General features: G+C 69.9%; 13 protein-coding genes. 8 read left to right on the top strand and 5 right to left on the bottom strand.

What is annotated here, in order from left to right; all coding sequences use genetic code 11:
* Nucleotides 1-9 precede the first annotated feature (9 nt).
* Nucleotides 10-666 carry a TetR family transcriptional regulator C-terminal domain-containing protein gene (locus tag BM004_RS28635; RefSeq protein WP_093218567.1) on the top strand — a complete coding sequence of 219 codons (657 nt, stop codon included), beginning with the start codon at nt 10-12 and terminating at the stop codon, nt 664-666.
* A 7-nt stretch (nt 667-673) separates the two neighbouring features.
* On the opposite strand, the gene BM004_RS28630 is transcribed toward BM004_RS28635, so the two are convergent.
* Both BM004_RS28630 and BM004_RS28625 read right to left on the bottom strand, forming a co-directional pair.
* Complete coding sequence (locus BM004_RS28630) at nt 674-1,387, bottom strand: response regulator (protein ID WP_093135948.1); 714 nt, start codon at nt 1,385-1,387, stop codon at nt 674-676.
* On the bottom strand, nt 1,384-2,970 hold the full coding sequence (locus BM004_RS28625; RefSeq protein WP_093218684.1) for an ATP-binding protein: 1,587 nt from the start codon (nt 2,968-2,970) through the stop codon (nt 1,384-1,386). The genes BM004_RS28630 and BM004_RS28625 overlap by 4 nt, the downstream gene beginning before the upstream one ends.
* Nucleotides 2,971-2,985: 15 nt before the next feature.
* On the opposite strand from BM004_RS28625, the gene BM004_RS40895 reads away from it, so the two are divergent.
* Both BM004_RS40895 and BM004_RS28620 read left to right on the top strand, forming a co-directional pair.
* Nucleotides 2,986-3,318, top strand: a complete 333-nt coding sequence (locus tag BM004_RS40895) for a hypothetical protein (RefSeq protein WP_143072542.1) — start codon at nt 2,986-2,988, stop codon at nt 3,316-3,318.
* Entirely contained in the window at nt 3,315-4,268 is a 954-nt protein-coding gene (locus BM004_RS28620; RefSeq protein ID WP_093218565.1) for an intradiol ring-cleavage dioxygenase, read from the top strand. The genes BM004_RS40895 and BM004_RS28620 overlap by 4 nt, the downstream gene beginning before the upstream one ends.
* Before the next feature lie 46 nt (nt 4,269-4,314).
* Here BM004_RS28620 and BM004_RS28615 read toward each other — a convergent pair whose 3' ends face one another.
* The 3 genes from BM004_RS28615 to BM004_RS28605 all read right to left on the bottom strand — a co-directional run bounded on the left by BM004_RS28615 (nt 4,315) and on the right by BM004_RS28605 (nt 8,250).
* Nucleotides 4,315-5,067 (bottom strand): response regulator transcription factor, encoded by a 753-nt coding sequence (locus BM004_RS28615; RefSeq protein WP_093218563.1) that lies wholly within the window; start codon nt 5,065-5,067, stop codon nt 4,315-4,317.
* Between the two features lie 17 nt (nt 5,068-5,084).
* The gene (gene bamA / locus BM004_RS28610; RefSeq protein WP_093218561.1) at nt 5,085-7,487 is read right to left on the bottom strand and encodes an outer membrane protein assembly factor BamA; all 2,403 of its coding nucleotides are present in this window, start codon (nt 7,485-7,487) and stop codon (nt 5,085-5,087) included.
* A 76-nt stretch (nt 7,488-7,563) separates the two neighbouring features.
* A complete protein-coding gene (locus BM004_RS28605) occupies nt 7,564-8,250 on the bottom strand; it encodes a nuclease-related domain-containing protein (protein ID WP_093218560.1) in 687 nt (228 codons plus the stop codon).
* Between the two features lie 220 nt (nt 8,251-8,470).
* On the opposite strand from BM004_RS28605, the gene BM004_RS28600 reads away from it, so the two are divergent.
* The 5 genes from BM004_RS28600 (at nt 8,471) to BM004_RS28580 (ending at nt 12,940) form a co-directional block, all read left to right on the top strand.
* Nucleotides 8,471-9,628, top strand: a complete 1,158-nt coding sequence (locus tag BM004_RS28600; protein WP_093218556.1) for a porin — start codon at nt 8,471-8,473, stop codon at nt 9,626-9,628.
* An 86-nt stretch (nt 9,629-9,714) separates the two neighbouring features.
* Complete coding sequence (locus tag BM004_RS28595) at nt 9,715-9,969, top strand: hypothetical protein (RefSeq protein WP_093218551.1); 255 nt, start codon at nt 9,715-9,717, stop codon at nt 9,967-9,969.
* A complete protein-coding gene (locus tag BM004_RS28590; RefSeq protein WP_177206630.1) occupies nt 9,969-10,580 on the top strand; it encodes an ATP-binding protein in 612 nt (203 codons plus the stop codon). The genes BM004_RS28595 and BM004_RS28590 overlap by 1 nt, the downstream gene beginning before the upstream one ends.
* Nucleotides 10,581-10,871: 291 nt before the next feature.
* Nucleotides 10,872-11,555, top strand: a complete 684-nt coding sequence (locus tag BM004_RS28585; protein ID WP_093134749.1) for a response regulator transcription factor — start codon at nt 10,872-10,874, stop codon at nt 11,553-11,555.
* Nucleotides 11,552-12,940 (top strand): sensor histidine kinase, encoded by a 1,389-nt coding sequence (locus BM004_RS28580; RefSeq protein WP_093218547.1) that lies wholly within the window; start codon nt 11,552-11,554, stop codon nt 12,938-12,940. Before BM004_RS28585 ends, BM004_RS28580 begins: the two co-directional genes overlap by 4 nt.
* The last annotated feature ends 31 nt before the right edge of the window (nt 12,941-12,971 follow it).

Raw genomic sequence — 12,971 nt, 5'->3', positions numbered from 1 at the left:
GGTTGTCTGATGAGCGTGGTGCGCCCCCCCGCCGTCAAGCGCCGGGCACGCCGCCAGAACCTGGAGAGCGCCATCGTCGCCGTGGCGCAGGAGCGCTTCGCGGTGCATGGCTATGGTGGCGTGTCGGTGGACGACATCGCGGCCGACGCGGGCATCTCCAAGCAGAGCCTGCTGTATTACTTTCCCTCGAAGAAGGCGCTGTACCGGCGTGTCTTCAACGACGTGCTCGACTCGTGGCTGTCCAACCTCGACAGCCTGGCCGCCGCCGACCTCGACCCGTACGCCGCGCTGGAGCGCTACGTCACGCAGAAGCTGCAGTTCTCGTACGACCACCCCTCGGGCTCGCGCCTGTTCGCGCAGGAAATCATCTCGCAGGCACCGCAGTGCGCCGACGACATCGAGGCCAAGCTGGTGCCCGCGTTCCGTGCCGAGGCCGCCGTGCTGCAGCGGTGGATGGCGCGGGGCGACGTGCAGCCGCTGCCCGTGGCGCACCTGCTGTTCACGCTGTGGGCCATGACGCAGACCTACGCCGACTTCGCGTGGCAGATGCGCATGCTGCTGGGCAAGAAGGCGCTGGAGCCCGAAGACTTCGAGCAGGCGCGCGAGACCGTCATGCGCATGCTCGAGGGCGCGCTGGGATTGAAACGGAAACCGGCGGCGTCCTGAAGTGCGCCTACGCCGGCACCGGCGCTTCCCACGCAAAGCCCACGCCGTACACCGAGCGTATCCAGTCGTGCGCGGGCGTCACCGCGCCGAGCTTGCGGCGCAGGTTCTTCACGTGGCTGTCGATGGCGCGTTCGGTCACGTCCACCGTGTCGTCGTAGGCCAGTTCCAGCAGGCGGGCGCGCGAAAAGATGCGCCCCGGGTGCCGCGACAGCACCTGCAGCAGCCCGAACTCGCGCCGCGTGAGGTTCAGCGGCGTGCCTTCGAGCGAGGCGCGCCAGTGCACGTCGTCCAGCACCAGGCCGGGTGCGTCGTCCTGCGAGGCCGGGCCCGATCCCGACCCCTGCCCGCCGAAGGCCGGCCCGGCGGTGCGCCGCAGCACGGCGCGCACGCGCGCCACCAGCTCGCGCGGCGAGAAGGGCTTGCACACGTAGTCGTCGGCGCCCAGCTCCAGTCCCAGCAGGCGGTCGACCTCCTCGATGCGCGCGGTCAGCATGATGATCGGGTGCGCCGTGTGCTCGCGCGCGCGGCGCAGCACCTCCACGCCGTCCAGCCGCGGCAGCATGATGTCGAGCAGCGTGAGCTCGGGCGGCGCCGCCACGATGCTGTCGAGCGCGCTCTGCCCGTCGGTGAAGTGGGTGGTTTCGTAGCCCGCGTGGCGCAGGTAGTCCTGCACCACCGAGGCGATGTCGATTTCGTCTTCGACGATGACGATGCGTGTCATGACGATGCAGCCAGTGGAAGGGTGAGGGTCACGCGCAGCCCGCCCAGCGGCGAGGCCGACGCGTCGATGGTGCCGCCGTGCGCCTCGATGGTGGCGCGGCAGATCGACAGGCCCAGCCCCGAGCCGCCGTGCTCGCGGCTGCGCGAACTCTCGCCGCGGAACAGGCGGTCGAACAGGCGCGGCAGCTCGCTGTCGGGCACGCCGGGCGAGCTGTCGTCGAACAGCAGCGTGAGGCAGTTGCCGGTCCACGGGCCTTCGACCGTGACGTCGATGCGCAGCGCGCCGCCTTCGTCGGTGTAGGCCAGCGTGTTCTCCAGCAGGTTCATGAACACCTGGTGCAGCCGGTGCGCGTCGCCCTCCACGGTGGGCTGAGACAGGGTGTCGATGCGGTCGACGGCCTGGCGGTCGACCTCGATGCCGCGCTTGGCGAAGCGGTCGCGCGTGTGGTCGAGCGCCTCCTTGAGCAGCGACAGCGGGTACACGGTGGCCGTGAGCAGGTCGCTCTGCGGCTCGCGCATGCTGCTGCGCAGGTCGTCCACCAGCTGGCCCAGGCGGATCACCTGGCGGTGCAGGCGCAGCGCGGTGCGTTCGTCGAAGGTGCGCACGCCGTCCTGCAGCGCCTCGATCTCCGCGCGCATGGCGGCCAGCGGCGTGCGCAGCTCGTGCGCGGCGTCGGCCAGCCAGGCGCGGCGCGAGGCCTCGACCGTGTCCAGCCGCTGCGCCATGTCGTTGAAGGTCTTGCCCAGCAGCGCGAGCTCGTCGGAGCCCTGCACCGCCACGCGCGTGGAAAGCCGGCCGCGCGCCACGTCCTGCGCGGCCTGCGTGAGTTCGTCGATGGGGCGGAACCAGCGCCGCGCCAGCAGCCACGACAGCACCAGCGCAAAGCCCAGGCCGCACAGGCCCGTGAGCACGATCACGCCCGACTGCCGCGCGATGAAGGCGCGGTCGGCCTCGCTCTCCAGCCCCTGCACCGGCGCGAGCGCCAGGTAGCCGATGACCGACTTGTTGTGCCGGATCGGCATGCGCGCGGCGTTCGCCAGGTCGATGTCGGCGCCCACCACGCGCGCGCCGCGCGCGTCGAGCACGGCGATGCGCTGAAAGATGGAGTCGTGCATGCCGCGCGGGTCGGGGAACAGCCACGGCGGCGGCATGCCCGGGATGCCGGGCGCGCGACGCGGCAGCAGGTCGAGCTGCGCGGACGACGGCATGGGCGGCGGGCCGCCGTCGGGCGGGCTGTCCGGCGGAGGCGCGGCGCGCATGGCCCGGTACTCGTACCAGGGCGGCAACCGGCGCTCGTCGCCGTTGGCAGCGGCACTGTCGAGCACGTTGGCGAAGCGGCCCATCTGCAGGCGCTGCCAGGCTTCCTCGTTGTCGCGCAGGTTCTTCCAGTCGCCGTTGGTCACGTAGTGCTTGAGCACCAGCTGCGAGAGCCAGTCCATGCGGCGGATCTCGATCTCGGCCACGTAGGAGCCCAGGCCGCGCTGCAGCGCAATGATCGACAGGCCCGCGAAGCTGATGAGCAGCACGATCAGCAGGGCGGCCAGCGCCAGGAAGATCTTGCGGGAAAGGGTCAGTTGCGGCATGGGCACGGGGGAGGCATGGCCGCATTCTGCGACATGCATGAGCGGTCGGGCAGGCGGGGAAAGGGCGAGAGAAAGGGCGTGTTCGGGGGGGAGAAAGCCGATGATGTGGCCGGAATGTGGAGGAAATTGGGAGAATTTCCGCGCCAAGGGTTTCTCCATTTTTTCTCCCGGATCCGGCCGCAGCATGGCCGCATGAATCCGACGCTGAGCTTTGCGCTGCTGGGGGCGATCACCGTGTTCTTCTGGCTGGTCGCCCAGGCATGGACGCTGCTGGTCCTGTGGGCCGAAGGCTGCGTCACGCGCCCGGCCGTTCCCGGGTCGATCCACGAGGAGAAGAGAAAACCATGACACATCCGGACCCCGCCATCGGCCGCCGCGGCCTGCTGGCCACGCTCGGCGCCACGGCACTGGGCGGCGTTTCCACCCGCCCCGCTCACGCTGCTCACGCCGCGCACGCCGCTCACGCTGCGGAAGCTGCCCAGGCCGCCCCGGCCAACCTGCCGCTGACCGCGCAGACCACCGAAGGCCCCTACTACCTGGACGTCGCCCAGGTCCGCCAGGACGTCACCGAGGGCCTCGAAGGCGTGCCGCTGGACGTGCGCTTCACCGTGTGCGACACGGCGGGCAAGCCGTTGCCCAGGCTGCGCGTGGACCTGTGGCATTGCGATGCGCAGGGGCGTTACTCGGGCTTTGCCGGGCAGGGCGACGACCGGGCGGGCGGGTTCGAGGGCAAGACCTTCCTGCGCGGCAGCCAGTTCACCGGCCGCGAGGGCACGGCCGCGTTCACCACCGTCTACCCCGGCTGGTACGCCGGGCGCACCACGCACATCCACATGAAGGTGCTCAACGGCGCGCGCGCCGTGCTCACCTCGCAGTTCTTCCTGCCCGACGCGCTCAGCGAATTCCTCTACACGCAGGTCTCGCTGTACAAACGCGCCCGGGTGCGCGACACGCTCAACAGCGTCGACGGCATTGCGCTGCGGGCCGGCGACACGGTGCTCGGCGCGGTGCGCGAGGAGCGCCAGCGCTACGTGGCCACGCTCGCGCTGGTGGTCGACCCGGCCGCGAACCCGGTGGTCGACCGGCCGCCCCGGTCCGGCGGCATGCCGCCGTCGGGAGCGATGCCGGGCATGCCTTCGCCCGGCGCGGCGTCGGGCATGCCCCCGCCCCGCGCAACGGGCATGCCCCCCGGCACGCAAGGCATGCCGATGGGCGGCGGCCCGGGTCCCATGCGTCCTCGCGCGCTGGAAGGCGCCGCGCGCATCAAGGCGCTGGTGCCGCCACGCGCCGCCGGCTGAGCCGGTGCACGCTGTTCACCCCGCCGGCTGAGCCGGCGCACGCCGCTCACCCCGCCGGCCGCTCCGCAAAGCTGAAGCCCACGCCGTAGACCGAGCGGATCCAGTCGTGCGCGGGCGCGGCGGCCGCGAGCTTCTTGCGCAGGTTCTTGATGTGGCCGTCGACCGCGCGCTCGTTCACGTCCAGCGCTTCCGCAAACGCCACCTCCAGCAGCTTCGAGCGTGTGAGCACCCGCCCCGGCGCACGCGACAGCGCGCGCAGCAGCAGCAACTCGCGCCGCGTGAGCGACAGCGGCCTGCCTTCCAGGCTCGCGTTGCCGCGCGCATCCGTGAAACCCACCACCGCCGACGGCCGAGCGGCCTCGTTGCGTTGCGCATGCCGGCGCAGCACCGTGTTCACGCGCGCCACCACCTCGCGCGGCGAGAAGGGCTTGCACACGTAGTCGTCGGCGCCCATGTCGAGCGCGCGCAGCCGGTCTTCCTCGTGCGCGCGCGCCGTCAGCATGATGATCGGGTGGTTGCTGTGCGAGCGCACCTTGGCCAGCACGTCGATGCCGTCTGCCACGCCCTCCGTGCCTCCTGTGCCTCCGGTGCCTCTTGCGCCCCCGGTGCCTTCCACGCGCGGCAGCACGATGTCCAGCAGCGTGAGCGCGGGCGGCGCCGTCAGGATGCGCTCCAGCGCCGCCGCGCCGTCCTCGATCTGCTCGACCTCGTAGCCCGCGCCGTGCAGGTGCGAGCGCAGCAGGCAGGCGCTGTCGTTGTCGCTGTCGCGCCCGTCTTCCACCAGCAGGATGCGGCCCATGGTCGTGGTTCTCCTGTTCAGAAAGACGTGCCGATCTGGAACTGGAAGCGCTGCGTGCGGTCGGCCGCGATGTTGTTGGCCGTGTCCTCCTTCTGGTAGAGCAGCGGCACCGCATAGGCCAGCCGCAGCGGCCCGAGCGGCGAGATCCAGCTGATGCCGATGCCGGCCGACGCGCGCAGGCGGTTCTGCGCCTTCCACTGCGCGTCGGTCATGCTGGCCGTGCGGTCGGCGAACACGTTGCCCGCGTCCATGAAGGTGTACATGCGCAGCGTCTTGTCGTTGCCCGCGCCGGGGAAGGGCGTGGAGAACTCCATGTTGAAGATCGCCTTGCGCGTGCCGCCGAGCGCGCCGCCGGTCACCGCGTCGGTCGGGCCCAGCGAGTTCTGCTCGAAGCCGCGAATCGAGCCCAGGCCGCCCGCGTAGAAGTTCTTGAAGATCGGGTACGTGCTGCTGCCCAGTGCGCGCGCATAGCCCAACTGGCCGTTGATGGCCAGCGTGTACTGCTTGGACAACGGAAAGTACTGCTGGTACTGGTAGTTCGACTTCATGTAGCGCAGGTCGCTGCCCACGCCCACCTCGAGGCTGGCGCTTTGCAGCTTGCCGCGCGTGGGCACCAGCGCGCTGTCGCGGTCGTCGCGCGACCAGCCCAGCGTGGCCGGGATGCCGACGATGCTCGAGTTCGAGCAGCTCACGCTGGGCACGGTGCCCGTGCACTTGAAGTAGTCCAGGTAGGCCTGCGGCGTGGCCGTGTACACGTAGGAGCCGTCGACCAGCGTGTAGGTGCCGTTGGTGCCGGGCGTGAACGAATAGCGCTCCACGCCGATGCCCAGGAACACCGTGTCCTGCTCGCCCACCGGGAAGCCGAAGCGCACCGAGCCGCCGTCGCTCGCCAGCTTGTAGTTGCCGTCGGCCTCGTAGTAGGGCCGCGTGGTGGTGTGGAACACGTTCAGCGTGCGCGAGATGCCGTCCTTGGTGAAGTACGGGTCGGTGGCCGTGAGCGAGATGGTGCGGTTGTACGAGCTGGTGTTCACGTTCAGCCCCAGCGAGTTGCCGCTGCCGAACACGTTCTCCTGCGTGATGCCGAAGGTCAGCGACACCTTGTCGGTCGACGAGTAGCCCGCGCCCAGCTGCAGCGAGCCGGTCGGCTTCTCGGCCACGGTCACCGCCAGGTCGACCTGGTCGGGCGAGCCGGGCACGTCGACGGTGTCGACGTTCACGTCGGTGAAGAAGCCCAGGCGGTCCACGCGGTCGCGCGAGGCGCGGATCTTGTTGCCGTCGTACCAGGCGCCTTCGTACTGGCGGAACTCGCGGCGGATCACCTCGTCGCGCGTCCTGGCGTTGCCGCCGATGTTGATGCGCCGCACGTACGCGCGGCGCGAGGCCTCGGCGCTCAGCACCAGCGTGACGCGGTTGTTCACGCGGTCGATCTCCGGCTCGGCCTTCACGCGCGCGAAGGCGTAGCCGAAGGTGCCGAAGTAATCGGTGAAGGCCTTGGTGGTGGCCGCAACTTCCTCGCCGTTGTACGGCGCGCCGGGGCGGATGGCCACCAGCGTCTTGAACTCGTCCTCGCGGCCCATGTAGTCGCCCGCCAGCTTCACGCCGGCCACCACGAACTTCTGGCCTTCGGTGATGTTGATGGTGAGCGTCAGCGTCTGCCGGTCGGGCGAGATCGCCACCTGCGTCGAGTCGATGCGGAACTCCAGGTAGCCGCGCGTGATGTAGTAGGAGCGCAGCGTCTCCAGGTCGCCGTTGAACCTGGTGCGCGAGTACTGGTTCGACTTGGTGTACCAGTCGAGCCAGCCGCCGCTGTCCTGGTCGAACAGGTCGAGCAGCGTGCTCTCGCTGAAGGCCTTGGCGCCCACCACGTGCACGTCCTTGATGCGCGCGGACTCGCCCTCGGTCACGGTGAAGGTCAGGTTCACGCGGTTGTTCTCCAGCGGCGTGACGGTGGTGATCACCTGGGCGTTGTAGAGGCTGCGGCCGATGTACTGCCGCTTGAGTTCCTGTTCCGCGCGGTCGGCCAGCGCCTTGTCGTAGGCCTGTCCGTCGGCCAGGCCCACCTCGCGCAGCGCCTTCTGCAGCGCGGCCTTGTCGAACTCCTTGGTGCCGACGAAGTCGACGTCGGCGATGGTGGGGCGCTCTTCGACCACCACCACCAGCACGTTGCCGTTCACGTCGATGCGCACGTCCTTGAACAGGCCGAGCTTGAAGAGCTCGCGGATGGCGTTGCTGCCGCGTTCGTCGTTGTAGGTGTCGCCGGCCTTCAGGCCCATGGTGGCGAAGACCGTGCCGGGCTCCACGCGCTGCAGGCCTTCGAGGCGGATGTCCCTGACGGTGAACGGATCGACGGCCCAGGCGGGAAGCGAGGCCAGTGAGGCAAGCAGCACGGCGGCCGCTGCAAAGGACTTCGGTAAGTGCATGGCCGCATGGTCATGGCCAATGTCGGAGAAATTTGGGACTTCCCCGCGGCCGCCGGGGCTGTGCTGTGTCTTTACGTTACTGCAACCCCATGGCGTTTGCACCCGGCCATGCCGGTGCGGCGAGCACGGTTGCGCCCGGGTTGGCGTTTGCCGTGACGCCGCTTCGCTCGCGGCAGTTCTGCAGATGCTCGTCCAGCGTCAGCTCGCCCTGGATCTCGAGCAGCCGCTCCACCGTGCGGTCGACGCCTTGCGCGTCGAGCAGGCGGTAGGTGCGCGCGGTGCGCCCGTTGTTGCGCACCAGCCGTGCGATGTACGGCAGGTCCTGCTGCGTGATGACGGCCGCCGGCATCACGCCTTCGAGCTCGATGCCTTCGCACGGCAGCAGCACGAAGTACTGCAGCCGCAGGTCGTCGGGCAGCATGCTGCGCAGCTGCGTCGTCTTGCGCCCGCCCTGCCATGCGGGGTCTTTCACCTCGCGCGCGTTCTGGCAGCCGTTCAGCCGCAGGAACCAGCGCGGCGGCGACTGGTCGGACTTCTTGCGGTAGACGAAGGCGTTGCGCCACGCCTTGATCTCGAACAGGTAGACGCCGGTCTCGCACACCAGCACCGCGTCGATGCGCGCGGTGCGCACCGCATGCCCCTCGGGCATGGGGATCACGAGGTTGCGAAGAATCCGCAGGTGGGAAAAGGCGGGGCTGAAAGCGTTGGTGAGCTGTTGCGCGCCCAGCAACGAGGCGATGGTGCTTTGCAAGGCAATGGTCATGGAGGGCTCCTTCGGTGGCACAGCATCGCGCGGCTTTTGGGAGATTTCTTGTACGAGGTGTGTCCGGTGGTGGCGCAGGCGGCGCTCGGGCCCGGTTCGGGGCTTTGCACGCAAACAACATCCCGTGCAAAGACCCGGCATTCACAAGATTCCTCCGAATTTGAACGAGACCATGCGTCTCGGCTGCTCGATGAAGAGCCGCTGACAACGGAGAACCTGAATGAAGAAAACCCTCACGGCATTCGCTGCCCTGGCCGTCTGCGGCCTGGCTTCTGCCCAATCGTCCGTCACGCTGTTCGGTGTCGTCGACGCCGGCGTGACCTACCAGTCGGCCACCTCGCGCGACGCGACCACGGGCGCGTCGATCAAGCAAAGCAAGACGAGCCTGAGCAACTCCGGCTACAACTCCAGCCGCATCGGCTTTCGCGGCACCGAAGACTTGGGCGGCGGCCTGGCGGCGAGCTTCTGGCTCGAAGCCCCCATCACCAACGACGACGGCGCCACCGGCATCAGCACCTTCAGCCGCCGCTCCACCGTGAGCCTGTCGGGCAACTTCGGCGAACTGCGCCTGGGCCGCGACTACACCGCCACCTTCTGGAACGACACCGTGTTCGACCCGTTCGGCACCAACGGCTCGGGCTCCAGCGTGATCAATACCGTCAGCGGCAGCACCGGCCTGAACAACGCCAACTACGTGCGCGCCAGCAACGCGGTGGGCTACTTCCTGCCGCCGAACCTGGGCGGCTTCTACGGCCAGCTGCAGTACAGCTTCCACGAGAACACCAGCACCGACGCGACCAGCACCACGGCGGCCACCAGCAGCAGCGCGGGCCGCTACGTCGGCGGGCGCTTCGGCTACGCCAACGGCCCACTGGACGTGGCGCTGGCCGTGGGCCAGAACGTGGCGGCGGACACCACCACGCTGGAGCGCAAGGTGCAGACCATCAACCTGGGTGCGTCGTACGACTTCGGCCCGGTGAAGCTGTTCGGTGAACTCTCGAACGTGAAGAACAAGTTCAACACGGCGCTGAGCAACACGCACGACAGCTACAACGGCTACCTGTTCGGCGCAACGGTGCCGGTGGGCGCGGGCCTGATCCGCGCGTCGTACTCGGTGGTTCGCTACAACGAAGGCGCGGCCGGCATCACGGGCGAAGACCCGCGCGCGCAGAAGCTGGCCATCGGCTACGTGCACAACCTGTCCAAGCGCACGGCGCTGTACGCCACGGTGGCGCGCGTGAACAACCGCAACGACGCCAACTACACGGGCAGCCTGGTGTCGGCCAGCACCACCGGCTACGGCAGCGCGGGCGTGGGCTACACGGGCCTGCCGCGCTCGTCCACGGGCTACGACTTCGGCATTCGCCACGCGTTCTGACGCGGGGCTCGCACTGCGCGAGGGAAGAGGGCGCGCGCCCTTTTTTTCCTGCCCGCTCAGCCTGTTCATCCAGCACCGAGTTTTCAATGAACCGACTCAGACTCTTCGCCGGCGCCCTGGTGGCCGCCAGCCTCACGGGCTGCATCATGCTGCCCCCGCCGCCGCCCATGTTCCACCGCCCGCCGCCGGGCTTCCGGGGCGAGGGCGGCGCAGGCGCTCCGATGCCCTTCGGCGACGCGCGCCGGCCGCCTTCCGCACGTGAGCCTTCCGCACGTGACATGTGCGACGCGCGTTGCGCACCGGGCGCGCCCGACGCGCAGGCCGCACCGGGCGCGCGCTGATGGCCGCCGCGGGACAGCTGCAGGCGGGCAACCTCGGCGCGATCATCGCGAGCGTGGTGCTTCTGGGCCTGGGCGGCGTGCTCTTCCTGATGGGCTCGCTGTTCGTCGCCAACGTCCGGCAGAGCGCGAAGGCGCGCGAACTCGCCGAGCAGGCCAGGAAGGACGCGCGGCAGCGCCAGGACGCCAGCCGCGTGCACGACCTGCGCCCGCTGCTCGACGCCGCCTCGGGCGACACCGCAAGCCAGGGCATCCGCCTGGACATCCAGTTGCCGCCCGAAGCCGTGCCCGTGCTCGCGATCGAAGCCGAACTGCGCGAGCTGCTCGCCAAGGTCACGGCCTATGCGGCCAGCGTGATGCGCGCCGGTGCCACATTGCAGGTGTCCGCGCATGCGCAAGGCGAGCAGGCGGTGATCCACTGGCGCGACCTCGATGCCGTCGATGCACGGCCGCCGCTCGCACGCTTCTTCGACGGCTCGCATGCCGTTGCGGCGAGCGCTGCCGCGCGGGCCTGCGAACGCATCGCCAGCCACCACGGCGGGCGCATCTACTCGGCCCCCCACGCGGGCGGCGTGCTGGGGCTGACGCTGCGCCTGCCGTTGTTGCAGGCCTAGCGAAGCGCGGCTTCTTGCGGGCCTTATCGGCCTTATCGGCCTTATCGGCCTTGCCGGTCGTTCCGGCCGTGCTCCCCCGAACATGGACAAACGGTAATGAAGCGCCCGCGCTTTCTCTGGTTGAATCGCGGCTAGGATGGTCCCGGCGGCGCCGCGGGTGGACGGTGGGCCGGCCGACTCCATCGCCATGAGCACCAGAACGCAGTCATTTCCCGCTTCCCTTCTTCCTGTCCTTGCCCGCGCCCTTGCCCCGCACGAGGGGGCGGCCCTGAAGTGCTAGGCCCCACCGCCATGTGGCGCTGCCTCATCGTCGAGGACGACGCCGACAACGCGCGCTACATCGCCGACGGCTTCCGCTCGCTCGGCCATGTGGCGGTGATCAGCCGCGACGGCGCCGACGCGCTCGCGCGTGCCACGGGCGAGCCGTGGGACCTGGTCATCCTCGACCGCATGCTGCCCAACGACGTCGACGGCCTGTCGATCCTCTCGACCATGCGCGCGCTCGGCAAGAAGACGCCGGTGCTGGTGCTCAGCGCCTTGAGCGCGCTCGACGAGCGCGTGCGCGGCCTGAAGGCCGGCGGCGACGACTACCTGGCCAAGCCCTTCGCCTTTTCCGAGCTCGCGGCGCGCGCCGAGGCACTGGTGCGCCGCTCGCGCACCGGGCCCGAGATCCGCATGCTGCAGCTGGCCGACCTCACGCTCGACCTGGCGCGCCGGCAGGTGGAGCGCGGCGGCCGGCCCATTGCATTGCAGCCGCGCGAGTTCAGGCTGCTGGCCTATCTGATGATGCATCCGGGCCAGGTGGTCACGCGCACCATGCTGCTCGAAGCGGTGTGGGACTACCAGTTCGACCCGCAGACCAACGTGATCGACGTGCAGGTCAGCCGGCTGCGCGGCAAGCTCGACGCGGGCGGCGCGCCGACGCTGATCCACACCGTGCGCGGCGTGGGCTACACGCTGGCCGCGCCGCAATGATCAAGACGCTGCGCCAGCTGTGGCGCTCGGTCGGTTTCAGGCTGGCCTTCTACTACGGGCTGCTGGTGGCCATCACGATGCTCGCCGCGCTGGCCATCGTCTACATGCAGACGGTGGGCGTGCTGCAGCAGCGCATGGTGCGCCAGGTGGCCACCAGCATGCAGCAGCTCATGGTGCGCTACGACGCGCGCGGCGCCGACGGCGTGGCCGGCGAGATCGCCAATGCGCTGTCGGACGGCCGCAATTCCGACAACGAGATCTACCTGCTGACCGACCGCGAGGGCCGCAAGCTCGCGGGCAACCTCGACCAGGTGCCCTCGGAAGCGCCCGACGCGGGCGACGGCGTGCACCGGCGCGTGGTGCGCGCGGGCCAGACCGTCATCGCCTACCTGGTGATGCGCACGCTGCCCGACGGCGGCCTGCTGGCGGTGGGGCACGACCTGCGCGACCAGGAGTCGATCGAATCGCTGGTGGCCAGCGCCAGCGCGGCGGCGGGCATCGTGGCGGTGCTGCTGCTGATCGGCGGCACCTTTGTCTTTCGCCAGGAGCTGGAGCGCAGCGTGGGCGCGGTGCGCCGCACGGCCGCGCGCATTGCGGCCGGCGAACTGCAGGAGCGCGTGGCGCACTCCGGGCAGGAGGGCCAGGAGGACGAGTTCGCGCTGCTGGAGCACGACATCAACGCGATGCTCGACCGCATCCAGTCGCTGATGGACGGCGTGCGCCACGTGTCGAACACCATCGCGCACAACCTGCGCACGCCGCTCACGCGCGTGCTGGTGCGGCTGCGCGCGGTGGAAGGCGGGTTGGGTGTGGAGGCCCCCCAGCGCGAGGCCGTGGCCACGGCCATCCGCGAACTCGAAGAGCTCGCGGTGGTGTTCGAGAAGCTGCTGCAGATCGCCGAGGTCGAGGCCGGCGCGCGGCGCCAGCAGTTCGCGCCGGTGGCGCTGCACGTGATCGCCGACGACGTGGCGGAGCTGTACGAGGCGGTGGCCGAGATGCAGGGCATCGCGTTGCTGCGCGAGCCGGCCGACATGGCCGTGGCGCTGGGCGACCGCGACCTGCTCGCGGGTGCCGCGGCCAACCTGCTCGACAACGCGCTGAAGTACGCCGCGAACGGCCGTACGGGCGCCACGGTGCGCATCGGCACGCACACGGTGGACGGCCGCGCGCAGCTCTTCGTGCAGGACGACGGGCCGGGCATTCCGCCGTCGGAGTACGAACGCATCGGCGTGCGCTTCCACCGGCTGGACCGCAGCACGCCGGGCCACGGCCTGGGGCTGGCGAGCGTGCAGGCGGTGGTGGCGCTGCATGGCGGGCGGCTGCAGTTCGGCGACGCGAAGCCGGGCCTGCGCGCGTGCATCGACCTGCCGATGGCGCACGACTGAGCCGCGAACATTGCCGAACGGCAATGTTTTG

The organism is Variovorax sp. OK212, from assembly GCF_900112425.1.
In the GTDB taxonomy this organism is placed as follows: domain Bacteria; phylum Pseudomonadota; class Gammaproteobacteria; order Burkholderiales; family Burkholderiaceae_C; genus Variovorax.
This window is presented reverse-complemented; position numbering and strand designations above follow the sequence as displayed.